Consider the following 24707-nt stretch of genomic DNA (forward strand, 5'->3'; position numbering starts at 1 on the left):
TGCCAATGGCACACCCAGATTCCATTGCTCACCCGAATGCGGACAAGCCCTCTTATGAATATGATCCGCGCGATGCTGCGCACGTCGATCCTGATGAGGTCAACGCCCGCGACAATTACTCGTTGCAGTGCGTTTTCCGTACAGCTATTGCTCTGCCCCAAGGCGCGGTCGAGGCCTTGGCGAAGGGAATGGAAGAGGCTGTAAAAGAAACCGGCGTGGAAATCCGCGGATGGTATGACGTGGGCGGGTTTCGGGCGGATGCCGACCTGATGTTGTGGGCGCTTTCGGACAGTGCAGATAAACTACAGGCCGCCTACCATGCGTTGGTGCGTTCCGATCTGGGGCAGATGCTGGAGCCGGTTTGGTCCGCAATGTCAGCCCACAAACCGGCAGAATTCAATACCCGGCACTTGCCTGCCTGTTTCGGTGGTGTGGTGCCTCGCAAGTATGTGGCGGTTTACCCGTTTGTGCGTAGCTGGGATTGGTACTACCTGCCTAAGGCTCGCCGCAGTGCGATCCTGAAGGAGCACGGTATGAACGCTCGCGACTACTTGGATGTGAAGGTGTCTACGCTGGCGGCATTCGCTCTTGGTGACTACGAGTGGACTATCGCTCTGGAGCATGACGATCTGTCGCGCATTATGGGCGTATTGCGTATTCAGCGGGATGCGGAAGCGCGCCTGTTTGTGCGTGAAGATACGCCGTTCTTTACTGGCCCGCGTGTGGAATTGGTTGAGTGGGCTGCCCGTCAACCTCACTTTAGCGAGGGCGGTTGCGCTTGCGGTGAAGGTGGTTGTGGCTGCGGCGGTCACGGACATAAGCAAGATGTAGAGATCGAAGACAAGTGTCCCGAGGTTAAATAGCGAATTTTGTTCACTTCGGTTCGCCCCCCGCTGTGCGCGGCGCTGGGAGCGGCCGAAGTGAATCTATTTAAGAGCCCGCAAGCCTTGCCTGGATAGTCTCTGTCTGACTTAGAGCGGATGCTGTTTCCACAGGGATGATTGAGCCATTTGAGTGGCTACGGTGTGTGGACAAAACATCTTGGATTTTGGCTCCTCCTATCCTGCTGGCAGGAGGCAAACATGAAAACTGGTCTAGCGGGGCTGCAACTAGCTCTACTACAAGATGAATTGGAAGCAATACTTGGTGACTACACCCCTGATTTTGGAATATGGCAGGGCGCGGCTGCCGCTGCGGCCCGCAGCCAGGCTGAGGCGATCTGTGGTCAACTTGTAGCGTTGGTAGCCTGCGCGCGCGAACTGCACGGGCAAGTGGTAGCGCTGGGGGCGTAATGGACATTTGGACAACCGGCACTGCGCGGGTCGACACTAGCCAGCTGCGATCCGTTGTAACACTTCTACGGTTACTCCTTGGCAGGCTCCTGTTGGCTCAGGGGCTAACAGTTACCGCTGAGGCCCTGTTGCGAACCGAACAAACAGTCTTTGGCATGCGGGGCGCTTATTATGTAGGGCAGCTGCGCCATCTTCGCATTCAGACGGATCACGTAAGAACCCAGGTTGCAGATTTTGCCACCAGGATTCAGGTTGCGGCACAAAAATATGACAGGGCAGAACAGAAGAACCTAGCGCGGGCGCACAGGAATCCGCTGGGGCGGCTAGTGGTCGCAGCATTGCAGCTAGTTCCGCAACCCTTCGCCGGCCCGGTAACAGCCGGGGTTGCACTGTTGCCCATCTTTGGAGTAAGTAGGCCGGTAGGGGTCGAAGGGGAATTGGCGGCCAGGGGGATGAACCTAACCTCTATCTGGATGTTTCCAACAACTGCTTATTTGGGCAGCCTTAGAGGGAAGAGCCCGGCACAGAGTGCGGCAATGCCCGCCGCAGCATTGGCGGGGTTAGTATCAAACCCAGCTTTCGGGAAAAGAAGAATCAGGATTGTCGGCCCCGATGGGCAAATCCGATACGTGGGGGCAACATCTCCAGTCCGTCAGATAGCAGTTTCACGGGTAGACTCGGCAGGTGCCCTAATTGACACCTCTCGGTCGCCGGGCCTAGTGCTGGGGGCAGCCACGCTGCTGGCTGCCGCCAACCTAATTGAACTGGGTAGCAAGGGACAAACTATTAACCATCTATTCGGGAAAAAGCCTGCACCCCCGTCACCCACCTGTGCTGTAGAAGTAAACGGGGCCTTGCCGTCAGTTCCCACTGCCTTGACCGCATCCACTATGGCTGACCGGCTCAGTAAGATCAAGAATTGTGGGCCGGACTCACCTGGGGCGCATGTCGAGGTACTAAAGCATGTGAACAAGGTCGGAAAAGTTTCGTGGACTGTGAATATTCGAGGTATGGAAACCTTCGCCTCTGGCGGAAGGAACCCCCTGGGCATGCAAACTAACCTGCAAGCTGTGGCGGGAATGGAAACTGATCAGCAGCGCATTGTCGAGTCCGCGTTGGCTCAGGCTGGCGCTCGCGGCGAACCTGTTGAGTTGGTTGGCCATTCCCAGGGCAGTGCCGTTGCGACCTCGCTCGCTGCAGACCCTGTTTTTACTCGCAAATACAATGTCAAGTCAGTCCTGGCGGTAGCGGGGCCAACCAGGGCGGATACGGCCAGAAGGGCAGCGTCTAACGGGGTGGACGTGTTGTTTGTGCGCGATACTTCCGATGCGGTGCCAGGATTGGATGGACATTCAGTGGATCCGCAGCTGCCGTCGCTCGTGGCTGACACTACGGATGCTCCGGCCCGTAATCCGCATGGGATGGATAATTACCGCAATATTTTGGTTCAAGCTCAAAAACGGGGGGTGCCCTACTTGGAGCAGTGGACGCAAAGACGTAATAATGCCCTCGGGTTAGATAGTGATACCGAAACTAGGGCCTACGAGTTTTTTGCTGAAAGGATGCCGCCGCAGGTGGGTGGCTAGGCGGTTACCACACTAGGGAGGCACCAAGTAGGGCTAATAGTGCGGTCTCTACAGAAACCACTAGCATGACTCCAGTAGGCTTGGTCAACTTCTTTAGGATTAACGGAACGCAGGCCAGGCGAATGCCGTAGGCCAAACTGATAGCCAATGTGATTAGGTTAAAGCTGCCTAAGCCCCATCCGAGCGCTGCCCCAAGAACCAGTAGGCCGTGAATTACTGCTGCGGGCACGAAGTATTTCAGGGTCAGACCTTTGCGGCCGAGCGTGCGCAGGTAGGTGATGGTCGCAAATGATGCTGCGGCCATTGTTATCGCGCACACGCCCGCCCAACCCCAGCAGGCAGTAACCTGTGGGTCAGTAGCGCCCTGGCCGGGAATGGGGCCACTAGAATGCTGCAACCAGTCTGGCACCCATTCTGGGCGGGAAAATCCGGTGCCTACGTCATAGGCCACCAATGTCATTAGCGAGGAGGCGCAAACGGTGCACAGCCTGGTAAGAGGGGTGCGCCAATTATGGGTGAAGCATTGCCATGCTGCTGTGACGGCAAAAGGAAGGAAGACTACCGTCCATTCGGTCAGGTATGGGCTGACGATCAGGTTCACTACTGCAAGTACCGCGCTTATTGCTGAGTAAGTGCGTGCGGGTGCCCAGTAGCTGTGGTCTAGGTTGGAGCGCAGCCACAGGCCGATCGCGTTGAAGCACATGAATGACACGATCCACAGCGCCAATAGGGGAATGTGTTCCCAACTGGGCTGTGCTAGCAGCATGCCCACTACGAATGGGATTAGTGCGAGCGAGAAGGCGGCGTAATGGTCAGGCAGCCATCCCGTCGGTTTTAGTCGGCTTTCGCCCAGCTGGTCCTCGGGTAGTTGGCGGGTGCTATTAGTGCGTTTTGGGGTGGCCGGAATGGGGGTGGGTTTTTGTGCTTTGGCAGGCACGGACGTGGTGGGCTTGATTGCCCGCATCATGCCGGTGGTAGCAACCCCTAATCCCTCTTTTACTTGAGGGTTCATGTGCTCGTTGGTAATTTTGGGGATCTGTCCAGTGTACGGTGTGGAGGTTACTCCTCCGCCACTGCTCCCGTTTTCTTGAGAGGCTATTCCGCGGCTGGAGTGGCTGCCCAGCTCAGCTTGCCGTTCGCTAAGTGAACGTCTCTTTGGGGCTTGCGGATTGTCTGTCATTGTGTCCACTTTAGCGGAGCATCCATAAAGTGGGGTAACAAGAAGCTGGCAAAATAGTTCCAGTTATGTAACGATTTCCTGTTGCCGAATCATGGTTTTTGCTGCGCTAGTGCATTCGGCTCGTTTAGTGTTGGCTCATGAAGGGATCTGTTGTAGAGGCCAAGAAGGCTTTACGGGACACTTATGTGGTGGGGCTCGGGTATGTGCCACTGGGGTTTGCGTTTGGCGTGTTTGCGGTTACGCAGGGATTCCCGGTGTGGCTGTCTATTGTCTCCTCGATTGTGATTTATGCCGGTTCGATGGAGTTTACTGCAGTGGGGCTAATCCTTACGGGGGTGTCGCTACCGCAGATTGCTGTTACAACTTTCTTTGTGAACTTCAGGCACCTGTTTTATGGTCTTTCGTTTCCGTTACATAGGGTTCGTTCTTTGGCGGGAAGGCTTTATGGGGTGCATGCGCTCACCGATGAGGCGTACGCGTTGCTTGCGTCGCGTCCTGCAGGCACGCTCAGTGGCGTGCAGGTGGTTACTACGGAAGCACTCTGCCAGGCGTATTGGGTGATGGGTGTGGCGGCTGGCGCCCTGGTGGGTAACCTGCTTTCTTTCGATACTAATTTTTTGGGTTTTGCTCTGACGGCCCTGTTTGTGACGTTGGCGGTAGATGCGTACAAGCAAAACCGCCAGTGGGGGATCGGGATTGCTGCGTTTGGGTGCGCCATAGCTGGGGTCCTGTTTGCGCGGGAGCAGATGCTAGTGGTTGCGCTGGGCTTATTCACGGTGCTTATTTTGGCTAATGCGTGGTTTAGGTTGCGGAGGGCGAAGTGAATTATGGGTATGTGGCCGCGGCTCTGGCGGTAATTTTCGGGGTGACCTATTCTCTGCGCGGCGTACCTTTTGTGGCGTTGCGTAGGGTGCGTGATTCGGAGCTAATGCGCATTGTTGCGCAGACTATGCCGCTGGGGGTGATGGTAATTCTGGTGACTTTCACGGTTTCGGGTGTGAAGTTTGGGGTGTTGGCATCATGGTTGCCTGCTTTGGGAGGCATTGTTGCTACTGCTTTGGTGCATTGGCGGTGGGCGAATGCGTTGGTGTCGATTGTGGTTGGGGTTGGTGCTTTCTGGGTGTTAGGGCAGGTGCTGGCATAGTGTGGCGTGTTTGACTCCGGATTAATTTTCGGCTTTGGAGTTTTGTAGGATATGCTTTTGTGAGCCACGGGGTGTGGCGCAGCTTGGTAGCGCGCTTCGTTCGGGACGAAGAGGTCGCAGGTTCAAATCCTGTCACCCCGACGAGTAAGGTCAAAAGGGCAAGGACGAAAGTTCTTGCCCTTTTTGCGCCGAGCGAGGATGGGGTCGTAGGGAGCGTAGCGACCGAATACCCCGACCCGCTGGAGTAGGGCAAGAACGAAAGTTCTTGCCCTTTTTGCGTAGTGGGTGGCGGGGTTGGGGCTGGGGGTGTTTCTTGGCTCGCGGACCTTGGTCCACAACGCCTTGGTTGGCGACTTCGACCTGGTTTCGCGGTTCAACACCATGGTTCGCGAAAGCTCCGGAAGCCCGGGCCTGATGGCCTTGGTTGTTTGCTGAAGATAGCGAAAGGCCCGCGTGGCGTCCAAAGCGTCACGCGGGCCTTCCTTATCTAGTTATCTGTACCTAACTAGTTACCCTTCTTGCGACGGATCGCAAGGGTACCTGCACCAATAAGGGCACAAGACACGATCAGGAGCAAAGCTCCTGCGCTACCGGTTACAGGTAGGTTGCCAGTATTGGTCTTGACAGTACGGACAACACGCTGCGATTCGGATGCAGCAGCGCCACCCTTACCGGAATCATTCTTGCCGGTGTCATCCTTGCCGGCAGCAGCGCCACCCTGCTTGGATGCGGCAGCATCTTCGGCCTTCTTTAGGGCCTCACCCGCAGCCTTCAACGTGGCCAGGGCCTTGTCTACATCAGCCTGAGTGGCGTTCTTGTCAGCCAGTACGGCCTTCGCATCCTTCAGGGCATTCTGGTATGCCTTGGCGGCGTCCTGGGTGGCAGCGTTCTTCAGGACAGCCTGGAAATCGGCACCCTTCTGAAGATCTGCGGCAGCATCTGCTTCCTTCTCCAGCTTGGACGGATCGGTTGGGTAGTCCTTCACGATCTTATCTTCAGCAGCCTTCAGAGCAGCCAGGGCCTTGTCTACCTCAGCCTGGGTGGCCTTCGGGTTAGACAGAGTATCCTTTGCGTCCTTCAGAGCCTTCTTATAGGCAGCGACATCAGCGTTTTCAGCATCGCCATTCTTGGCAGCCAGAGCGTTGACGAACTGCGGGGATTCCTCAAAGGAGGTGGCGGCAGCGGCTTGCGCGGCCAGCTTGGAGGCGTCAGTTGCGAAGGGTGCTAGCGCGTCGCCAGCATCTGCCAGGGCGGCAGTCGCTTCATCTACCTCAGCCTGGGTGGCCTTGGTGTTGGCGAGTACCTCAAGTGCCTTTTCTAGAGCCTTGTCGTAGGCATCCTTAGCTTCCTTAGCCTGCTTGTTCTTTTCTGCGTCAGGCTTGCCATCCTTACCCATGTACGCGGCGGCGTCAGCGTTGGCGTAGGCGGGGGAAGCCTTGATGGCCTTTTCCAGGTTAGCGGTGCTTTCAAGCGCGCGGGTGTCGGTCGCGTACGGATCGACTAGATCGCGGGCAGCCTGCAGTGCAGCCTTCGCGGCTTCGACGTCCTTCTGAGCCGGGTGCTTGTCTGCCTTGGGATCAGCGAACTGCAGCAGCACGTCCGTTGCCTTCTTCAGGGAATCGTTGTATGCAGCTAGATCCTTGGCAGCCTGGGATTCAGGCCCTTCCTTGGCAGCCTTAGCTACAAGATTCTTGTAGGCAGGCAGATCCTTCGCGGCCAGAGTGTCATTCTGGGCCTTAACCAGGTCCGTCGGGTCGGAGGAAAGCGTGTGCAGATCTTTTTCTGCAGCCTTTAGAGCCTCCAGTGCCGCATCAACCTGCTTCTGGGATGCCTTCGGGTCTGCTAGAGCTTTCTTCGCTGCTGCTAGAGCCTTGTCGTAGGCATCAGCGAAACCCTTAGCGGCCTCTTTGTCTACACCTTCGGGTGCCTGGTAGTTAGGATCCTTAGCGTTCTTGTAGAACACGCTCGGCGAATCTGCATCACTGTCCAAGCTGGTAGTGACCTGTGCGGAGAGCTTCTGCTTGTCGGTCGGGTGCTTGTCTAGTGCAGCCTTGGCATCATCCAAGGCTTTCTTAGCGTTGTTCACCTGGGTTTGGGTTGCGTTCGGATCTTTCAGTAGATCTGCCGCAGCCTGCTTGGCCTGGTCATATGCCTCCTGTTCTTCAGGAGTGGCGTTTACGTAGATGGGCTCTGTGTTGTCAACTCCGCCCTTGGTGTTCACTGAGTCTTTTAGGGGCTCCAAGTCAGTGGCGTAGTTGTCTTCAATGTCCTTGCGAGCCTTATTCAGGGCTGCTAGAGCCTTGTCAACCTCGCCCTGAGTAGCAGTCGGGTTGTCTGCAACCTTCTTAGCTTCTTCTAGGGCTTTCTTGTACGCGGCGACATGTTCTGGTGCCTTGTTGTTCTTTTCAGTGTTGGGGGTGCCATCGGCGTTCACAAAGTTGTGCTCATCTGCGTTGACGTAACGAGGAGTCTTCTGGAATGCCTCGTCGTCAGCAACCTTAGCGGTTAGAGCTTCCTTGTTAGAAACAGTAACGGCCTTGATGTTGTTAAGGTTGTCTTCCAGAGTCTTGGGAAGAGCTTCCTTTTCGGCAACAGCCTTAATAGCAGCGGTTGCCTGTTCTGCGGCAGCTTCAGCCGCTTTCTTAGCCGCTTCTTTGTCCTTATCAAGGGCGCCCGGGGCCTTGTCAATCTCGGCTAGTTTCTTTGCCTTTTCGTCCTGGATTGCCTTCAAAGCATCCTTGATGTCAATCAGGTTTTCTTTAGCCTTGTCCAGCTTGGAACCGAGCTTTTTGTACTCGTCGACTGACTTTACCTCTTTAGAGTTGACAGCGGCTTCAACTTCCTTAATTACCGCATCTAGATTTGCGATAGACGGATCCGACTTATCAGCAACATGCTTCTCACGGTTGGCCTTCAGAGCCTCGAGCTGAGCCTTTAGTAGCTCCTTCGCGGTAACGTCGGTCTTCTGGTCAACATTGAACGCGTTGAACAACGGAACCGTATAGTGCTTCACGTTACGCTGTAGGCCTACAGTTTGACCATGGTCTGAATCGAAAACACCCGTGTCATTTTCGAAGTCAGGGGTGATCTGCACCTTGTAGTCGGTCACGCCCTTGTCCAGCAGAATCGGCTTCGAAGTAAATCTACCCACCGCGCCCGACTTGACGCCGGTCAGGTCGCCATTGTTGAACTGGGTTGCGTACTTGACCGTGGTGTCTGCCCCCTGGACGTACGGTATAGCTGTTCCAGCGGCAATTTCGTCGGCAGTTGCAGGTTTGTTGCCTAGTTTGGGTTCTCCGCTACCATCTCCAATAGTGGTTACCGTATAGCCCTTTTCATTATCAACTTTCGTTTCTTTAGGGTTGAAAGTTACATCGTAAAGAACTTTTTCCGCCCCATTGGCATTGGCAACTACGCGCACCCTGTAACCAGCTGGCTTGTTAGTCTGCGCTAAGGAACCCGTGGCAAAGTCAAGGACCAAATTAGTCCCATACTTAGGCGAGTATGCCTTGAATGAGCGTTCGATGCCGTTATACCCGGACACGAACTTATTGCCGTTGGCTCCTATTGCTTTTTCGCCGGAGATTCGCGAGAAATTGTCATATCCGCGGCCAAGCGCAAGCACGTAGGGGTGGGTACCTAATGCCTGCTCGTTTGTGAAGTATTGAACATTGCGGTACAGCTGAGTTTTCGGATCGCGAGATTCGTCAGAATTGTCGACCGCCGTACCTGCTGACGAGTTTAAATACAGGCCGTCCTCGCGCGCCTTCAGGACGGTGAATTTGCCGCCGTCAATGGCGTTCCAGCCGCCTAGTTCAGAAACTTCCTTGACAGCGCCGGGCTTCATGTCCAGCTTGTCGGCGGCGGCAGGCAAGGCATCCCCGGACAGGGGATTGTTCTTTATTTCCGAGGGGAGGTCCTGGAGCGCCTTGGCTAGGTCAGCCTCGGTGTCTTTTACCTCTTCCATCACTTGTTCAGGATTAGGGCTCTGCGGGGCGGCAGCCGGTCCGTCGGCTGCCGCAGCAAAAGCAGGCGTAGCTAGCAGCGATGAGGCTAGCGCGCCGGCAACTAGGGCAGTAAGCGCATGCTTAGATTTGCCGTAGCTGCCATTTGTGAGCAGTTTATTGTTCATTTTCCCTTCCGCATTCACTATTGTCGAACAATTCCGCAGTAATGTAGGGCAGAATTGGTCCTGATGCTACCAAGAAGAAATAGTTATGCCTATCTGTATTGTTGAGCATTTTCTGGTTTCGGTTAGCGTGACAGCTGCGTATGAAAAATAAAGAAAATTACCCCTGCATTTTCGCAATCTTGGCGCTATTAATCGGAAGCGATGGAAAAATAGTTAAATCTCACAGAGTGTTCCGATTTGTACATAAGGTATCCGACTAGGTGGGGCTATGGTGATCCAGCCGTCTGGGGAGTCTTGCGCAAGCGGCCGTGGTTATTGGTGAGGTCTACCGGGTTAGAGACGTAAGGCGGGCCAAGCGCCCCCGCGGCTTTGAGCCGCGTCCCTCATTCTTCAGCGTGCAGATCGATGCCAAGAAGGCTGAAATGTCTTACGTGTTAAATGCTAGGGGTTTGCTGTAGGCGATTTATGGCTGTTTGGGAGTTTGATTCAGGGCGGCCGCCGTACCGGTAGTTGTGAGGGTGGCAATTGGGTAAATGCAACCGGTTTGCACTGCATTGTCGCGGCACTGCCGCTAGTCCTGCAGGCCTTGCTGGCACCAGTTAATGCAATCTTAGGGTTGCCTAAGTTAGATGAGTAACAGTGCGGAAACTGGCTTAGTGTATATGCGCTAGTGTATCTGCCGCAATAGGCAGTTCCTCCTCCCCCTCCTTTTTTCGTTATAGCGCGACCGGCCTTAGCGCGCAAAAAATATGTGAGTGCATGAAAATGGCAAAATTGGCAAAACAAAGAAGTGAATAGAAACTATTACAGCCCATCGATTGGAAACAGCTTATTCCGCAAGAGTCTGATAAACGGTATTTTCGTATATGCCAATACGCGGCGCGCGCCCCATCTCAGCGCCGTCGCCCCAGATGTTTCGCCGTTCCCCACGGGCTGACTGCGCACCATGCGAACATGCCGGCCTGCACATAAGGGGCGTTACAGGAGAGGAAAATATGCGAATCAGACCGGTAATTATTGCCGCCCCACTACTGGCGGCTACCCTTTTTGCTGGAATCGTTGCCCCCGCGAATGCCGAGTCAGCGCCACCGGACCTGTCGCGCTATGCCTGCACCGTGTCAGTATCCGCCCCAGCGGCGGAATCACCCATCGATACTGCTAGTGCGGAAACTGCGGCACGCGAAGCGCTAACTAGCCAGAAGCTGGGCCAGGGTATTCCCACAAACGCGGCGGGCAAGGCGCGCGTGGCGTCCGCCCTCGAAAAGGACGCGCAGAAGCTTGTAGACGAAGCTACCGCAAAGGCGCAGTCCGAAGTGAAGGCGATCTATGCGGCAGCCAACGTGCCGGGCCTGAACGAGAGCGACCTGGATGGGCTAAAGAGCGCCCAGGACATAGACGCCTACGTGGCTACTGTCTGGGGCAAGTGGAACGAGTCGCAGAAGCAGCAGGTGCAAGCAAAAATCGCGGAAACGAAAAACCAGGAAGCTGCAGACGCTACCGAACTCGCCGGAATCTCGGGCATAGTCGGGAAAAACATTGCAGCCGCTACCAAGGTGCTGCAGGATCAGCCGGCCGATGCCCACGCAGCGCTTCGCGCCGACCTAGCCACCTTGAACTCCTTCCAAGAGAGCTGCGCTAAGAGAATAGTCGGCAAACTACTACCCTCCGACTACAACTACATCAACGCGCAGATGAAGCTAGGCAAGTACGCGCCGGCTATACACGCAGCCATTGAAGAGGCGCGTAAGCTAAACATTACCCAAATCAACGACCGGGTAGTGGCCCGCACCAGCGCTGCCCGCAACGAAGCGCTGACCCTGGCGCAGCCCGCCGAATTCAAGTCAAAGACCATCGCCGCCCTATTCTCGGACTGGTTCGCCGCCCCACACCCGGCCTACCTAAATCACGCTATGGCCTACATCCTGCCCCAGCTAGATGAGCTTGCTACGGCCTACGAAAAGGACCTGGCTGCCGAGGCTCAGCCTGACACTGCCGCTCCTGCCAAGGACGATGCCAAGCCCGAACAGGCAGAAAAGGACACCCAGGCTGCCCCTGTAGAAGTCCCCTCCGAAGACGAGGCTGCAGAAATGCTCGCAGATCAGGACGAGCCCGAAACTAAGATCGCCACGTCCGCCGCGGACACCAATACCGCCAATACTCTGGTAGCAACCGGCGCTACCGCTGGATTGCTGGCAGGGCTATCAGTAGCCGGACTCTCCACCGGCGCAGGTGTGCTTGCAACCCGCCGCAAGCGCGCCTAAAAGGTTTCGCCCTCGGCACCGCGGTGTCGAGGGCACACTCTTTCCCGCAGAGGGCCAGTAAAAACCACCAACTAAACCCCGCACCTGACCGCATAGTTAGCGAAGATCCCCGCCAAGGCCTAAGGGCCGGGCGTGATGTCGATAAAAGCTACCTCGGGCCGACACCAAAACCGCAGTGGCGCCGTTTTGGAGGTGCCGAGCCCCTTTGAGACGAACAGCTTGGCCGTGCGCCCGGCAAAGTGCCAATCGTGCAGGCCGGAAGCGTATTGCAAAGGAATATCCGAATTATTAACCAGCGCCCCCACAAACGGCAGTCGTACCTGCCCGCCGTGAGTGTGCCCGCAGATGATCAGGTCCGCTCCGGCCTTGGTGAAGGCGTCCAATACCCGCCTGTAAGGGGCGTGCGCCACCCCTACGCGCAGGGCCGCTTCCTTCCACGCCGAGGGCGGCTCCGGCAGTATGTCGCGGTCAATATGGGGATCGTCCACCCCCATTACCGACACTGTAACTTCCTCAGCGGCACGGTTCTGGGAAGGCAGAGAGCGCACCCGCAAGTCCGCCGCCCGGTTGCGCACGTCAGCCCAGCCCCCCTTGGTAAAGAATGCGGCCAACTCGTCGTGGGGTAGGTCGGGAACCTCGGGCCGCGTATCACTCGAAGAAGTGCCGAAGAAATACCGGAACGGATTCTTAAAATGCGGGCCAAAATAGTCGTTGGATCCAAACGTGAAAACGCCCGGCTTGGCCAGCAGCGGCCCAAATGCCGCCCGCAGGATGCCCATCGCGTGGGGGTCGGAAAAATTGTCGCCCGTATTGACGCACAGCGAATAGGGGATGTCAGCTGCGGAAGCGATGAAGTTGGCCTCCCAGCGTTGGGAGGGCCACAGGTGTGCATCGGCCACCTGCAATACGCGCAGCCGGGGCGTGCCCGGCCGGCCTTTTATGGTCGCGCTGGTGACGGTGGGGCAACGCCGTTCAACGCTGCCCCAAACCAGCCCGGCCAGGCAGGCGAGGCCGAAGCCCGCCGCCGCTTTGCGGATCAACGTTCCTCAATAATGGTCGTCTCGGTGACCGTGGTCGACGGCTCCTCTGACGGCTTGGGGGCGGGTTCTTCCTTCTTCGGCTCAGACTGCTGTGGGGCCTGCTCCGGCTGGCGCTGCTGCTGGGGGGTCTGTTCCACCCGCCGCTGCGGTACGCCCGTGCCAATATCGTTGTAATCGAAGCCGCGTGCTGGGATGCCCTCGTGGGCCACCCGCATGTAGTTCTGCCAGGTGTTCGCGGGCAGGGTCGAACCGTACATGATGTCGTAGTAGCGGCCGCCCACAACCACGTCTGCTAGCGGGGCAATACCCTGAGCGTGCCCAACCCAAACAGAGGTCGACACATCCGGGGTAGCACCCACGATCCACGCATCGGACGGGCCGGTGGTAGTACCGGTCTTGGCTATTGCCGGGCGGCCAATCGAGGCATATCCCATGGAACCGTAGGAGTTGTAGGTGCGCTCTAGGGTCCAAGTGGTCTGCTCGGCCGGGCCCTTCTCTAAAGCCTTCTTGCAAGACTTCTGTGGCACCTTCAGCTTCTTGCCCGCCGAAGTAGTAACCGCGCTAATAGCGAGCGGCTTGCAATATTCACCCTTGTTCACAAAAGTGGCGAACGCGTTGGCCATGTTCAACGGAGGTACCGATCCCGAACCCAGAATGTCGGAGGGGCGGAAGGTGGGGTCCGAACCGTCACCCGGCACTGCGTGTACTCGCTTCGCCACGTCCTTGATGTTGCACAGGTCCAGCCTGGAAGCCATCCCCGCGTAGGTCGTGTTCAGCGACCGCTGCGTGCCCTGCAGTACCGTGGTGGCCCTGGGGGAGGAGTTCTCGTTGTTGTGCACTTCCCACCCATCGGCTGCCGCGTCACAGTCGCCAATGTTCCAGTCCGAGGCCGAATAGCTGGTTCGCCCACCCACTACCGCGTATGGGGAGTAGCCGGCCTCATACCAGGCGGCAAGGGTCATGGGCTTGAAGGAAGAACCGGTCTGGTAGCCGGCGCCGCCGCCGTGCGCTTCGTCGGCAGCAAAGACCTGCTCGGTCGCGGAGGGATCCTTCTGGGTGTTAGTGCCAAAGTTGGTGTTCTGTGCCATGGCTAAGATTTCTCCTGTGCCCGGGCGGATCGAAGTGACGGCTATACGCGCGTCCGAGGGATCGTTTACAGGGATAGAATCGGTAGCAGCCTTAGCTGCAGCATCCTGCATGCGTTTATCCAAAGTGGTGCGGATGCGCAGGCCGCCACGCATTAGCAGGTTGCGTCGTTCGGCAATGTCCTTGCCGAAAGCATTGTTCTGGTAGATCTCGTGGACCACGTAGGCACAGAAGTGGGCCGCATTACCGGCAGCCCCGCAGCCCTGCGGGGTGTTGGACGGCTTCAGCATGTCCTTCACGTTCTGGGCTTTGGCCTTCTGGTACTGCTCGTTGTTGATGGCCTTGGTTTCCAGCATGGTAAAGAGCACCTGGTTGCGCCTATCCTGCGCCTTCTCGGGGTGCTGCAGTGGGTTGAACCCGATCGGGTTCTGGGTGATGCCGGCTAGCAGGGCGGCCTCGCCAATGGTTAAGTCCTTGCCGGCCTTAGAGAAGTAGTGGCGGGAAGCCGCCTCAGAACCGTAGACGTTCGGGCCGAACGGGGCAATGTTCAGGTAGCCTTCCAGAATCTTCTTCTTAGGCATCTTCTTTTCAAGCGTGATCGCATACTTAGCTTCGCGCAGCTTGCGCGAGACCGAGTGCTCTTCTGCCTTCGCCCTGGCAAGGGGGTCGTTCTTCTGCAGTGCCGTTTCGATCAGCGTGTTCTTCACGTACTGCTGGGTGAGGGTGGATGCGCCCTCGGTGTCGCCGCCTAAGAAGTTATTTACCAGGGCGCGCGACATGCCCATCACGTCAATACCGCCGTGGTCAAAGAAGCGCCTATCTTCGATCGCTACAGCCGCTTTCTGGATCCAGGGAGACATCTTCTCTAGTGGTACGACAATGCGGTCTTCAGCATAGAAGCGGGCCAGCTCGGTGCCATCGGAGGCCTCGATAATCGACTGCTGTGATGGCGGCAGTGCCTCAAATTCGCCCGGCATTTGCGAGAACGCCTTAGTGCCTTGCGTGGTTGCCATACCGGCCATACCGATGGCGGGAATGGAAAGCCCGGCCAGGAAGATCGCGCAGAGGGCGACCATTGCGGCCATAGAAACTAGCAAGTGACGGTACTGCTTCGTGGAAACCGGCCGTGCCCCAGTGGTGAGCGCAGCAAGCTTTGAAGAACCAGAAGATTTCGACATGCTATTAGCCTAAACAATCTGGCTGGCAAATGATAAGAGACTTACCCACTTTGGGGGCATTGTTACTAGCTCGTTAGCTAGTAGCCGAACAAAAAGTGCGTTGCCGCATGGACAAAACGAACAAATGTAGGTACCGTCACACTTAGGCAAAGAAGCCAACAAGGATGTAAGGATTTAAGCCGTAATGAATCTGAACGGAGATCAAACCTGGGCTGCCAAAGCCCTGTGCGCACAAGACGAACCAGACGCCCTGTTTGTTCAAGGTGCTGCTCAACGCCAGGTTAGGACCCGTTGTTACAACTGCGAAGTGCGGTTGGAATGCCTAGCAGACGCCCTGCAATCGGAAGCCAACTTTGGTGTGTGGGGTGGGCTCACAGAACGTGAACGCCGCGCAATGCTTCGGCAAATGTCAAACATCACCGACTGGGCTGACTGGTTGGCAAATTCACCATCACCACTGGCAGAAGAAATCCGGAGTCCGCGCATCCCCCACGTGTTGGCGCGTGTGCGCAGGTAGGGTTCAATTTTCCAAACGTCCGCGTATAAAAAGGGGCTAAAAATATGCGCCCCCTCCAGTTAGGATTAGGGCATGACTAAATGGGAATACGCAACGATTCCGTTGCTAACACACGCAACAAAGCAGATACTGGATCAGTGGGGCGCTGACGGGTGGGAACTCGTTGCCGTCATCCCCGGACCTACAGGTTCGGACAACCTAGTCGCATATTTGAAGAGGCCAGTTGAATGAGTGAAGCACTCTCTGCACGTCTGAAAGAACAAGGAATCGAACTGCCCAAAGTAGTTCCCCCGGTAGCCGCATACACGCCCGCTCGCAAGATTGGCGAAGGCAAAATCCGCACGTCGGGGCAGTTGCCAATGCGCGACGGCTCGCTAGTTGCCACCGGCCATGTCGGCGAGGGCGAAGTTGCCCTGGAAGATGCTCAGGAAGCCGCGCGCGCCTGCGCCCTGAACGCTCTGGCAGCAGCCGTTGCGATTGCCGGCAGCGAAGACGCGATCACTGGCGTCGAGGCCGTAACAGCATTCGTGTCTTCCAAGCCCGATTTTACCGACCAGGCACAGGTCGCCAACGGTGCGTCCCTGTTCTTCGGTGAACTATTCGACGAGCCGCACGTACGCTCGGCTGTTGGCGTAGCCGCCCTTCCCCTTGGCGCTCCCGTCGAGGTAGAGGTCGTCTTCACCACCAAGTAACACTTGCGGTAGAAAACGAACCCCCGGCCATTTGGCCGGGGGATTTTTCTGCCCACAAGCGGGAAAAACTAAGGTGCCCGAGCTAGGCTCGGGCACCTTACGTAGCTAAAACTTAGCGGGCGCGGCGTACTAGGCGTTCCAGGTCTAGCAGCATCACGGCTCGTCCTTCCAAGCGGATCCAGCCGCGGGAGCCGAACTCTGCCAAAGACTTATTTACCGTCTCGCGTGAAGCGCCCACCAGCTGCGCCAGTTCTTCCTGGGTCAGGTCGTGGGGGACGTGCACGCCCTCGTCGGTACGGGAACCGAAACGCTCTGCCAAATCGACCAGCGCCTTAGCGACGCGGCCCGGCACGTCCGAGAAGACCATGTCCGCGAGCGCCTCATTGGTGCGGCGTAGGCGGCCCGCCAGGTCACGCAGCATCAGCTTGGCCATCTGCGGATGCGAATCTATGAATGCCATCAGGTCGGTGTGTGCCAGCGACAGCAACCTGGTGGAGGAGATTGCGGTAGCCGTGCCAGAACGGGTGCCACGATCGAATAGGGTCAATTCGCCCAGGATCTCGCCAGGGCCCAAGATTGCCAGCAGGTTCTCGCGGCCATCGGAAGTGGTGTGGCCCAGCTTCACTTTGCCTTCGGTGACAATGTAGAGCTGGTCTGCGTCGTCGTTTTCTTCAAACAGTACCTCGCCGCGGCGAAGCGTAACTTCAGACATCTTCTGGTACAGCTCGCCCAGGGTGGCCTCGTCGAGTCCTTCGAATAGCGGTACCTGACGGATAATTGTTGCGTCCACGTTTCCTCCTCGCGCCGGGACTAGCGGCATGGTGGTATGTATAGCCTAGTTTAATCATTACCAGAAGCGTTTTATATCACAACGGTTAGTGTTGTGTGAAAAGAGGTACATGTGCCCCAAGATCTGGTCGCACACCATCGGGCAGTGCAGGTCTCGCGCGCCCTGGCACGAGCCTACCCTGATGCGGGCTGCGCGCTCGATTTTTCTAACGCCTTCGAGCTATTGGTGGCCACAGTGCTAAGTGCCCAAACTACTGACGTTCGAGTGAATCAGATCAGCCCACAGCTGTTTTCCACGTGGCCTACGCCAAAGGATTTGGCGGGCGCTGACCTGGAAGAGCTACAGCAAGTAGTGCGTCCTTTAGGGATGTTTCGCAGGAGGGCGAACTCGCTCTTAGGCCTTGCCGAAGGGCTAGTAAGGGACTTTGGTGGGCAGGTGCCCGGCACTCGAAAGGAACTGATGTCCTTGCCCGGGGTCGGACGGAAAACCGCAAACGTGGTGTTGGGAAATTGGTTCGGAAAACCCGAAATTACTGTGGACACCCATGTCGGCCGCCTCAGCCGCCGCCTAGGCTTCACTAGCGAAAAAGATCCGCTGAAAGTAGAGGGCGACCTGCGGGCATTACTGCCACACGCCGACTGGACGATGCTGTGTCATCGCCTTATTTTTCATGGCCGCCAGGTGTGCACTGCCCGTGCTCCCAAGTGCACTATTTGCCCGGTTGCAAGCTACTGCCCGTCGGCCAATCCAGTTCCTGCAGAAAGCTAAGCAGCGCGGCATTCACAGCTGCGGGGGCTTCCTCAGACAGGAAGTGGCCGGCACCGACAATCGCCCGCTGGGTCAAAGGCCCGGCAACATAGTGGGCATCCCGCGCAAAGGCCTGCCCGGGCATGATCGGATCCACTTGCCCTTGCAGGGACAGCACCGGCACGCTCACCCGATGGCGGAGCAGGTCACGTTGGGCTCCGATTAACTTCCGCGTCTGCCGCAGATAGGCAAGGGCAGCGGTGGCCGCAAAAGGATTCGTAAATAAGGATGCGTACCGGTCTGCCAAGTCATTTACCAGGTCACGATTTTCCGCAGCGGCCCAGGAGCGCATCAGGGCGTGCACTAGCGAGCCGCTTCGCAATGCTCGCTCAGGTAGCCACGGTAGCTGCAAGAACAGGTATTGGGCCGCACCTCCGGTAAAGGCTCGCCCTCGTAAAGAACGGGTGGCAAGAGGATGAGGAGCCCCTAAGGTGACGATAGCCGCTACCTGGCGGGGAGCAACCGCTGGGGCTGCCCACGCAAGCGTGCCGCCAATTCCTTGCCCTACCAGTATGGCTTTAGAAATGCCGAGCGACGTCAACACCCCGATGCAGTCCTTGGTCAAGGTGGCTACGTCATAACCGCTCGGCTGCCGGTCAGAACCGCCAAAGCCGCGCAAATCCATGGCCACCGCGTTGTATCCGGCTGCCGCAAGCGCCTCAAGTTGGGCGCGCATAGCCCACCAGTATTGGGGGAAGCCGTGCAGCAGCAATACCGCGTGCGAGGAGGAAGGGCCAGCCTGCACCACGTGGAAGCGGGCGCCGTTGGCGTTGATGTTGCGGTGTATCCACGGCCCCTCCGGGCGGATCAGCCCAGAGGGAAGGGAATCTTCAATCTTCACTTGGCGCGCGAGGCTCTTTTCCTATTTTCGAGGGCGTCCTCTACCCTTTCGCGGGTACGAGTGTCTTCGCGGCCCTTGCGGCGGGCACCGTGTGAGACGAAGCCGACAGCCAGCAGCACCGCACCGGCCATTGCCAGGGTGCCGTTAGCGCAGATGAGCGCGAAAGTAGATACGAAACGGGAGGCCAGGGAGCCGCCGGTAAGATCGCGGACGATGTTGTCGCTCCACACGGATACCAGAGGCGAGATTATGATGCCGGCAACGCCAAGACCGAAGAGTAAAATGCCTGCGATGAACGAACCTAGCGAGGACCAGCGGGCCAGCAATACGGCCAGGAACACGCCCACAACCCCTAGCAGCACCAGCAGGATGCGTCCTGCATTGGTGCCCAACGCGAAGTACTGAGCGCCCTCGGGCTGGGCTACGCCGGCAATGAATAAGGCCAGGGCGAGCGGAACCAGCAAAATGGTTCCTACCAGCACGCCGAAGTGTGCTAGCCCGCGAGACTTGGTGGATGGGCGGACGGTTGCGCCCTCGAACAGTTCTTCTTCGGAAGCCTCTGCGGAAGAGGACGAAGCCTGCGCCTCACGTTTGGCCCAGGTGGGCTCTTCCTGGTTGGCGGGTGAGCTCTGGGTGGGGGCCAACAGGGACTGGCGGCGAATCAGCGTGCTTTCGGCTTCGCGTTCGGGATCGCGCGGCCCCTCGGCGGGGAAACGGTCGGCGATGGAGGTGCGTTTCGTAGTGTCAGTTATAGGAGCGCTCGGAGTGGGGAAGGCCTCGGCCGCGTCGGCATCAGTCTGCGGGGCCTGGCGGCTTTCGCCCTTGGGGTGCACGGGAGCGAAAGCTGGAGCAGCCGGCCGGGTTTCGGCCACTACGGTGGCTTCTTCGTTGGCCTGCGCTAGCGGTTCGGCCTGTGCTTCGCCCTGGTCTGCTACTTCGGCTTCTTCAGTAGTTTCTTCGTCCGTGCCCTCTCCTGTTTCTGCTTCGCTAGGCGCTTCGAGGGCGGCCGCCGGCTCTTGGACGGGCTGGGCCGGTTCGGCCTGGTCAGCTTGTTCGGCTACTTGTTCGCCCTGCTCGGGGGCATCTTTTTTCGGCTTGGCCTGGGCCGCGGACACAAAATTGTAAGAGGTGGATCCGGAGCGCCCTGCGCCTACGGGTTCACCAACAATTGCCGCAGTTTTTTGGGCGCCCTGTACGGGCAGACCCTGCGTGCCGGTCTCTGGGGCAACGTCATCAGAAATCCGCCAGATCCGACGGCCTACAATATCTTTGGGGTCGGCGTTATCGCTCATAGAAGCCTCCTACGTACACAGTTGCTTCCAACGATAGCCGAGCGAAGAGGCAAGGCATTTTTCCCGCGCGGGCGGGGCTAAATTTCCATATCTCGAAGGTATGTTTCCAGATCCAGGTCGCGTTTGCTTGCTTCTTTGGAACAGGACCGCACGCGTGCCCAATGCGCGGCGTGCACCGTTGCTACTGCTGCAGCCCCGATCGCGGACAGGGGGACGGCGGTGAGGCCGAAAGCCGTGGCAGTGGGGAAGTTAGGACCTATCCCGTACCCGGTAATGACCTGCAAAAACGATACGCCGCAGGCGGGCAGCGTAATGAAGAAGGTGCCGCAAAAGAGCGGCCCAAAAGAAGAAAACATGCCCGAAAAAGTTAGGAGGAGCGAGAAGACCACCACTCCCATCAAGGTGATGAGTTCGCACGCCCAATTCAAATAAAGGAACATGTGGGTGGGCCCGCCCGTAACATCTACCCCGTGCGCACGGATAAGCAACAGTCCCCACAACCCGGCAGAAGCAATGGCGGAAAGGTAGAACGAGCGCACGCTATCGCGTCCTCTAGAAAAAGGTAGCGGGGCACGGAATGTCTGGTCGGAGGCAACAATGCGCAACAGGTCTTCGTCCGGGCGGGAGCTGGCCCGCCGCCTAGTGATTTCGCAGGCGAGGGCGGAGCCGAACAGCACGCCCGCCAGTGACGGCAAGAATGCCGCCCACCAGGTAGGAAGCAGAATGTCCACGCCCGGAAAATCCAGGGGGAACAGGGGGCTGGCAAGTGCCCCAAGACAGGCAATGGATCCGCCCAGGGTAAGACCAACCTGCGAGCGAGTGGTGGTGAAGGAAGCGCACCCAAGCAACGCCGTGATGCCCACGACAATGGAAACTAGCGCCAGGGGTTGCGCGAAGGGCTTGCCAACCGCAGCCGTAGCCAGCTGCTGGCCCGACCCAATAACGAGCAGCACAGTGCCCACCGGCCCCAACACGGCGCACAGCAAATTCAGCGCGCGTTCGCGCCTGGCATCGGGGAAGTTCTTGGGCATGGATCCATGATACAAGTCAAACCTTGGTAGAAATACCGCATTAGGGGTGCCTAGTATTTTCCTATGCAACCCGAAGATACGTCCGCGCAGATTAGTGCCGCCGTGCAGGTGCTAGCAGCTGAAGAAGGTGTTCAACAGGCAATTCGCGCAGCCGACGAGGCCGTGGCGAAGCTTCGATTTCACGAAGGGTTGCGGCACCGATGGCCCGAAGCGCGCACTGAAGCGGCCGTTCGTCTAGCCGGCTCTTCCGCCCTCTGCGAGGGGGCGCGGGTAAACGTAGACGAACTGCGGGCGGGCGCAGCAGGGGCCGAGGGCGGACTCGCAGCACCCATTACGGATGCCACCTGGGCGGTGGGAGTGGGGGCGCTCGCGGCGCAATTGCACCTGGTTGAACTGATGGCCCCGCTGAACGTGCGCGGGGGCCGTGCTCGCCGTGCGCCCGTGCATTTTCCCTCCCTGTTGGCAGGTTTGCACCGGGATGCGTGCGTGGGATTGGTGCAGATGGGGCTTATTGAGCAAAGCCAGGTGGGTGTGCCGGCTGGCTGGGACGGCAAACAGAAGGTAGAACGAGCCCTGGCGTTGGCTGCCGCTCCCGGGTCGGCGTGGGTGCGGGCGGCGTTGGTGCACGCGGAATTGGCGGATGCTTTTGCCGGCCCGTCCGGCATAGTGGCACGTGCCGCTGCCAGGTGGGTGATGGTGTCGGCGGGCGCTGAGCCGACGGGCATCGCCCTAGTAGATGAGCGGTGCGGCAGGGACGGACTTGGCTACAGGGCGCGTTTGCGCGACTATCGCCGAGCCACCCCGCAGGGCGTAACCAAATGGTTGGGGTGGATAATTCAGGCCGCTCAGGAAGGTGCCGAGCGTGCCAGCGACATGGCGGTTGAAGTGTTAGGGCATAAATTGGCTAAATAATGCCACTTTGAAACTTTCCACAGACTAGCGAGGGCAAGTTATCCACAGCCGATGCGGGTAGGTGGTGGTCAGTAGTTAGCGCAGTGGGCACCATGGGCCCATGACGAATAAGCGGGTGGCAATATGTGGGCGGGGCAATGCAAGGGCTCAGCAGGCGTCTTCTTTGGTGCAGCTGCTGGGGATTGACTGCGAACCGACCTCGCACGGTCCACTCTGCGAGGCCGCTGCGGTGGTGATCGACACGCAGGGGTTGCATCGCGGTGGGCCGGGAGTGCTGCCGGTGGGCGAGCACGGGCTTGACCTGCCGGGGGACGAGGCCGAGTTCCTAGCCGCCTTAGATAAGGTGTTGCATCCGGAGGCCGGCAGGCTGCTCGCTGTGTTTGGGCGTGCCGGCGGCGTGGGAGCATCCACGATGGCCATGGCTATCGCCCGCATTGCAGCCCGCCGGGGCAAGGTCGCCATCTTGGATTGCGCGGATCCGCCCTCCCTGTATCGGGAGCTTACCCATAACCAGGGCGCAGCCGAAACAACAGTTGCCGGGTTGGCGGCGTTGGCCGGCGGGGCGTCCTGGCAGGGAATTTTGGTGGCCCAGGCAGGTGCGGATTGGCGCGGGCACGCCCTCGCACTTGCCCGGAAGGTGGGGCGCGGCGGTCTGGTAGTAATCGACGCCGGAAGGGTAGGCGGCAGGTGCGAGGCGGAAATCCAGGGTATTTGCGACCAGATTGTGCCGGTTGGCTCTGGCCGGTGGCCGAAGGTACGCGGCGGCCAAAAATTTCGGGCCGGCCCGCTACTTGGGTGGCGAATCCACCGCCTAGTCAGCGGCCTTGTTAGGGGCGATGGTGCAAAGTAATTTACTGCGCAAGCTTGTAGCCTCAGGCCGGCCGCTGCCCGCCGCAGTGGCAGCTGTAAGCCAGGACGCGCCGGTGGCAGACGAACTGTTGGCACGGTACCGCCAGGCGCAGGCACTCCAGGGCGGACTGACGCCGGAACTGGAAGGCCTGCTTAGCCAGGAAGACGTGACCGACGTGCTGATCAACGGGCCCGAGTCCGTGTGGGTAGACAGGGGCAGGGGGTTGCAGCGGGCGCGCATGTACTTAGGGGACGGGGCGCAACTGCGGGAATTGGCGGTGCGCATGGCAGCCGCCTGCGGGCAACGCTTAGACGATGCGGCTCCGATCCTGGACGGGGTGTTACCGTCGGGCACGCGAGTGAATGCGCTCCTGCCGCCGCTAGCAGATCAGGTCACCATTTCCTTGCGCACTTTCCGCCGGCACTCCTTCAGCCTGGCCGAGCTAGTAGATTCTGGCACCGTCAACGCCGAATTGGCATCCATCCTGGCGCAGGCGGTGCAAGCGAAAGTATCAGGGCTTATCAGTGGCGGAACGGGCACGGGCAAAACCACCTTGCTGTCCGCCCTGCTAGGGCAGGTCAACCACAGTGAACGCATAGTGTGCATTGAAGAAGTGGGCGAGCTGCGCCCTCGCCACCCGCACGTAGTGCACCTAACCGAACGCAAGCCCAACGTCGAGGGCGTAGGCGGTATCAGCCTTTCCGCATTGCTGCGAGCCAGTTTGCGCATGCGGCCCGACCGGGTAGTAGTGGGCGAATGTCGTGGCGAGGAAGTGCGCGAAATGATGTCAGCCCTGAACACGGGCCACGAGGGCGGATGGGCCACCTTGCATGCGAACGGGGTGCGCGAAGTACCCGCCCGCCTATTGGCTTTGGGGGCAATGGCCTCGATGAGCGAGGCCGCAGTGGCTGCCCAGGCCGCTGCCGCATTTGGAGCAGTGATCCACCTAAGCCGTAATCGCGGTAGCCGCTGGGTGTCCGAAATAGGAGTGCCCCACTACGACGGCGGCAGGCTGCAGGTGCAGCGAGTGCTCTACGTGCCCACTCCCGGCGCAGAACTAATCAGGGAAGGGCAGCTGCCATGGCAAGAATCCGAAACCTATATGTAAAGCTAAAAGAACGGCTAAAACCTGCCCCGCTCGAAGCGGCAGGCATCGTGGCGGAACTGGCTGCGCGCCTGGCGGCGGGACAAGACCCAAAGCGGGCATGGGAGAACTGCGTTCCAGCCAAAGGCGCCCCACTCAGCTTGCAGGTAGTCCAAGAGGTCTCCCTGTCGGTCGGCGTGCCCCTGGTCGGGCTACTGGATCGGCTCGCGGAATCGCTGCGCGCGGACGAACAGGCGCAGGCGGAACGACGCATCTCGCTGGCCGGCCCGCGCTCGTCTGCCCGGCTACTCGCCTGTCTACCCCTACTGGGAATGGTGCTGGGGTGGGCCATCGGATCGCCACCGTGGAAAGTACTGTTCGGCTCCAAAGCCGGGCTAGTGCTGCTGGCATTCGGCATCCTGTTCGAGGGCGGCGGGCTCTACTGGATTCACAAACTACTGGCAAAAGCCCAGGAAAACGGTGTTGCCAGCGCCGGGGGACTGACAGTGCCACTCTGGTGCGACCTGGCCCGCGCCTGCATAAAAGTAGGCACCTCCGTGCCCGGGGCGTTGGTCGCCCTCGGCAAGGCGGGCAAGGTAGCCGACCTACAGATGGCCGGCAGGATGCTGGTATTGGGCGCCGACATGGAACAGGTGCGGGCTAACACCTCTGCCTCATGGCTGGTGCTGTGGGATGCCCTGGAACCGAGCTGGAATGAAGGGCTTTCGCCCGTTCGGCTACTGGCACGTGCCGCGCAGGCCGCCCGGGTAAGGGCGGCCCGCGACTCCAGGGAGGCGGCGGCCGTGCTCGGGGTGCGCCTGGTACTTCCCTTAGCCCTGTGCCTACTGCCCGCCTTCGTCTGCACCGGAGTGCTGCCAATAGTGCTTTCACAAGCCAAAATGCTGCTTACTTGAGTTTCCACAGGCACTCGCCGGCCGCTTATCCACAGCAGCCAAAAAAGTCGCTTGGGTGGGCAGGGCAGATTTGGAAAT

At 58.7% G+C, this 24707-nt stretch carries 22 protein-coding genes and 1 tRNA gene; 15 read left to right on the forward strand and 8 right to left on the reverse strand.

Annotated features, from left to right (window positions below; genetic code table 11):
• The first annotated feature begins 5 nt into the window (after nucleotides 1–5).
• From hemQ to QP400_RS02170, 3 genes are all read left to right on the forward strand, one after another.
• On the forward strand, nucleotides 6–863 hold the full coding sequence (gene hemQ, locus QP400_RS02160; protein WP_048706682.1) for a hydrogen peroxide-dependent heme synthase: 858 nt from the start codon (nucleotides 6–8) through the stop codon (nucleotides 861–863).
• A gap of 219 nt (nucleotides 864–1082) precedes the next feature.
• Complete coding sequence (locus QP400_RS02165; RefSeq protein WP_048706680.1) at nucleotides 1083–1292, forward strand: hypothetical protein; 210 nt, start codon at nucleotides 1083–1085, stop codon at nucleotides 1290–1292.
• Nucleotides 1292–2878, forward strand: a complete 1587-nt coding sequence (locus QP400_RS02170; protein ID WP_048706678.1) for an alpha/beta hydrolase — start codon at nucleotides 1292–1294, stop codon at nucleotides 2876–2878. The genes QP400_RS02165 and QP400_RS02170 overlap by 1 nt, the downstream gene beginning before the upstream one ends.
• A 4-nt stretch (nucleotides 2879–2882) precedes the next feature.
• Here QP400_RS02170 and QP400_RS02175 read toward each other — a convergent pair whose 3' ends face one another.
• Nucleotides 2883–4058 (reverse strand): YwiC-like family protein, encoded by a 1176-nt coding sequence (locus tag QP400_RS02175; RefSeq protein ID WP_083285958.1) that lies wholly within the window; start codon nucleotides 4056–4058, stop codon nucleotides 2883–2885.
• A 137-nt stretch (nucleotides 4059–4195) separates the two neighbouring features.
• Between QP400_RS02175 and QP400_RS02180 the strand changes: the two genes are divergently transcribed.
• The 3 genes from QP400_RS02180 to QP400_RS02190 all read left to right on the forward strand — a co-directional run bounded on the left by QP400_RS02180 (nucleotide 4196) and on the right by QP400_RS02190 (nucleotide 5343).
• A complete protein-coding gene (locus QP400_RS02180; protein ID WP_048706675.1) occupies nucleotides 4196–4882 on the forward strand; it encodes an AzlC family ABC transporter permease in 687 nt (228 codons plus the stop codon).
• A complete protein-coding gene (locus tag QP400_RS02185) occupies nucleotides 4879–5202 on the forward strand; it encodes a branched-chain amino acid transporter permease (protein WP_048706674.1) in 324 nt (107 codons plus the stop codon). Before QP400_RS02180 ends, QP400_RS02185 begins: the two co-directional genes overlap by 4 nt.
• Nucleotides 5203–5269: 67 nt before the next feature.
• Nucleotides 5270–5343, forward strand: a tRNA-Pro gene (locus tag QP400_RS02190).
• A gap of 364 nt (nucleotides 5344–5707) precedes the next feature.
• Here the strand turns inward: QP400_RS02190 and QP400_RS02195 are convergent.
• Nucleotides 5708–9334: an FIVAR domain-containing protein gene (locus tag QP400_RS02195; RefSeq protein WP_070424924.1), complete on the reverse strand. Its 3627-nt coding sequence runs from the start codon at nucleotides 9332–9334 to the stop codon at nucleotides 5708–5710.
• Between the two features lie 995 nt (nucleotides 9335–10329).
• Here QP400_RS02195 and QP400_RS02200 point away from each other — a divergent pair.
• Complete coding sequence (locus QP400_RS02200; protein WP_070424925.1) at nucleotides 10330–11595, forward strand: hypothetical protein; 1266 nt, start codon at nucleotides 10330–10332, stop codon at nucleotides 11593–11595.
• Nucleotides 11596–11714: 119 nt separating this feature from the next.
• On the opposite strand, the gene QP400_RS02205 is transcribed toward QP400_RS02200, so the two are convergent.
• Nucleotides 11715–12635 carry a metallophosphoesterase gene (locus QP400_RS02205; RefSeq protein ID WP_070424926.1) on the reverse strand — a complete coding sequence of 307 codons (921 nt, stop codon included), beginning with the start codon at nucleotides 12633–12635 and terminating at the stop codon, nucleotides 11715–11717.
• A complete protein-coding gene (locus QP400_RS02210) occupies nucleotides 12632–14899 on the reverse strand; it encodes a transglycosylase domain-containing protein (protein ID WP_070424927.1) in 2268 nt (755 codons plus the stop codon). The genes QP400_RS02205 and QP400_RS02210 overlap by 4 nt, the downstream gene beginning before the upstream one ends.
• A 184-nt stretch (nucleotides 14900–15083) precedes the next feature.
• On the opposite strand from QP400_RS02210, the gene QP400_RS02215 reads away from it, so the two are divergent.
• From QP400_RS02215 to QP400_RS02225, 3 genes are all read left to right on the forward strand, one after another.
• Nucleotides 15084–15416 (forward strand): WhiB family transcriptional regulator, encoded by a 333-nt coding sequence (locus QP400_RS02215; protein WP_048706668.1) that lies wholly within the window; start codon nucleotides 15084–15086, stop codon nucleotides 15414–15416.
• 72 nt (nucleotides 15417–15488) lie between these two features.
• Nucleotides 15489–15647, forward strand: a complete 159-nt coding sequence (gene sp36 / locus QP400_RS02220) for a Sp36 family protein (RefSeq protein ID WP_004807936.1) — start codon at nucleotides 15489–15491, stop codon at nucleotides 15645–15647.
• Nucleotides 15644–16108 carry a RidA family protein gene (locus QP400_RS02225; RefSeq protein WP_048706667.1) on the forward strand — a complete coding sequence of 155 codons (465 nt, stop codon included), beginning with the start codon at nucleotides 15644–15646 and terminating at the stop codon, nucleotides 16106–16108. Before sp36 ends, QP400_RS02225 begins: the two co-directional genes overlap by 4 nt.
• 112 nt (nucleotides 16109–16220) lie before the next feature.
• Here the strand turns inward: QP400_RS02225 and QP400_RS02230 are convergent, their stop codons facing one another.
• Complete coding sequence (locus tag QP400_RS02230; protein WP_004807942.1) at nucleotides 16221–16898, reverse strand: Crp/Fnr family transcriptional regulator; 678 nt, start codon at nucleotides 16896–16898, stop codon at nucleotides 16221–16223.
• A gap of 111 nt (nucleotides 16899–17009) precedes the next feature.
• On the opposite strand from QP400_RS02230, the gene nth reads away from it, so the two are divergent.
• Entirely contained in the window at nucleotides 17010–17666 is a 657-nt protein-coding gene (nth, locus tag QP400_RS02235; RefSeq protein WP_070424928.1) for an endonuclease III, read from the forward strand.
• Here nth and QP400_RS02240 read toward each other — a convergent pair.
• The 3 genes from QP400_RS02240 to QP400_RS02250 all read right to left on the reverse strand — a co-directional run bounded on the left by QP400_RS02240 (nucleotide 17608) and on the right by QP400_RS02250 (nucleotide 20869).
• Complete coding sequence (locus QP400_RS02240; protein ID WP_239659968.1) at nucleotides 17608–18546, reverse strand: alpha/beta fold hydrolase; 939 nt, start codon at nucleotides 18544–18546, stop codon at nucleotides 17608–17610. The genes nth and QP400_RS02240 overlap by 59 nt on opposite strands.
• The gene (locus tag QP400_RS02245) at nucleotides 18543–19838 is read right to left on the reverse strand and encodes an MFS transporter (RefSeq protein WP_070424929.1); all 1296 of its coding nucleotides are present in this window, start codon (nucleotides 19836–19838) and stop codon (nucleotides 18543–18545) included. The genes QP400_RS02240 and QP400_RS02245 overlap by 4 nt, the downstream gene beginning before the upstream one ends.
• A gap of 77 nt (nucleotides 19839–19915) precedes the next feature.
• On the reverse strand, nucleotides 19916–20869 hold the full coding sequence (locus tag QP400_RS02250) for a hypothetical protein (RefSeq protein WP_048708174.1): 954 nt from the start codon (nucleotides 20867–20869) through the stop codon (nucleotides 19916–19918).
• 63 nt (nucleotides 20870–20932) lie between these two features.
• On the opposite strand from QP400_RS02250, the gene QP400_RS02255 reads away from it, so the two are divergent.
• The 4 genes from QP400_RS02255 (at nucleotide 20933) to QP400_RS02270 (ending at nucleotide 24629) form a co-directional block, all read left to right on the forward strand.
• A complete protein-coding gene (locus QP400_RS02255; protein WP_004807952.1) occupies nucleotides 20933–21781 on the forward strand; it encodes a hypothetical protein in 849 nt (282 codons plus the stop codon).
• A 100-nt stretch (nucleotides 21782–21881) separates the two neighbouring features.
• Nucleotides 21882–22631, forward strand: a complete 750-nt coding sequence (locus QP400_RS02260; protein WP_040315406.1) for a CpaE/TadZ family protein — start codon at nucleotides 21882–21884, stop codon at nucleotides 22629–22631.
• Nucleotides 22618–23739: a TadA family conjugal transfer-associated ATPase gene (locus QP400_RS02265; RefSeq protein ID WP_004807956.1), complete on the forward strand. Its 1122-nt coding sequence runs from the start codon at nucleotides 22618–22620 to the stop codon at nucleotides 23737–23739. The genes QP400_RS02260 and QP400_RS02265 overlap by 14 nt, the downstream gene beginning before the upstream one ends.
• Nucleotides 23712–24629 (forward strand): type II secretion system F family protein, encoded by a 918-nt coding sequence (locus QP400_RS02270; RefSeq protein ID WP_004807957.1) that lies wholly within the window; start codon nucleotides 23712–23714, stop codon nucleotides 24627–24629. Before QP400_RS02265 ends, QP400_RS02270 begins: the two co-directional genes overlap by 28 nt.
• Nucleotides 24630–24707: the final 78 nt, after the last annotated feature.

Source organism: Winkia sp. UMB3158 (assembly GCF_030217145.1).
GTDB classification, from domain to species: domain Bacteria; phylum Actinomycetota; class Actinomycetes; order Actinomycetales; family Actinomycetaceae; genus Winkia; species Winkia anitrata.

Coding starts and splice junctions, on each gene's coding strand:
- hemQ (WP_048706682.1), top strand. CDS start 6: ATGGCACACCCAGATTCCATTGCTCACCCGAATGCGGACAAGCCCTCT.
- QP400_RS02165 (WP_048706680.1), top strand. CDS start 1,083: ATGAAAACTGGTCTAGCGGGGCTGCAACTAGCTCTACTACAAGATGAA.
- QP400_RS02170 (WP_048706678.1), top strand. CDS start 1,292: ATGGACATTTGGACAACCGGCACTGCGCGGGTCGACACTAGCCAGCTG.
- QP400_RS02175 (WP_083285958.1), bottom strand. CDS start 4,058: ATGACAGACAATCCGCAAGCCCCAAAGAGACGTTCACTTAGCGAACGG.
- QP400_RS02180 (WP_048706675.1), top strand. CDS start 4,196: ATGAAGGGATCTGTTGTAGAGGCCAAGAAGGCTTTACGGGACACTTAT.
- QP400_RS02195 (WP_070424924.1), bottom strand. CDS start 9,334: ATGAACAATAAACTGCTCACAAATGGCAGCTACGGCAAATCTAAGCAT.
- QP400_RS02200 (WP_070424925.1), top strand. CDS start 10,330: ATGCGAATCAGACCGGTAATTATTGCCGCCCCACTACTGGCGGCTACC.
- QP400_RS02210 (WP_070424927.1), bottom strand. CDS start 14,899: ATGTCGAAATCTTCTGGTTCTTCAAAGCTTGCTGCGCTCACCACTGGG.
- QP400_RS02215 (WP_048706668.1), top strand. CDS start 15,084: ATGAATCTGAACGGAGATCAAACCTGGGCTGCCAAAGCCCTGTGCGCA.
- sp36 (WP_004807936.1), top strand. CDS start 15,489: ATGACTAAATGGGAATACGCAACGATTCCGTTGCTAACACACGCAACA.
- QP400_RS02225 (WP_048706667.1), top strand. CDS start 15,644: ATGAGTGAAGCACTCTCTGCACGTCTGAAAGAACAAGGAATCGAACTG.
- QP400_RS02245 (WP_070424929.1), bottom strand. CDS start 19,838: ATGAGCGATAACGCCGACCCCAAAGATATTGTAGGCCGTCGGATCTGG.
- QP400_RS02250 (WP_048708174.1), bottom strand. CDS start 20,869: ATGCCCAAGAACTTCCCCGATGCCAGGCGCGAACGCGCGCTGAATTTG.
- QP400_RS02255 (WP_004807952.1), top strand. CDS start 20,933: ATGCAACCCGAAGATACGTCCGCGCAGATTAGTGCCGCCGTGCAGGTG.
- QP400_RS02260 (WP_040315406.1), top strand. CDS start 21,882: ATGACGAATAAGCGGGTGGCAATATGTGGGCGGGGCAATGCAAGGGCT.
- QP400_RS02265 (WP_004807956.1), top strand. CDS start 22,618: ATGGTGCAAAGTAATTTACTGCGCAAGCTTGTAGCCTCAGGCCGGCCG.
- QP400_RS02270 (WP_004807957.1), top strand. CDS start 23,712: ATGGCAAGAATCCGAAACCTATATGTAAAGCTAAAAGAACGGCTAAAA.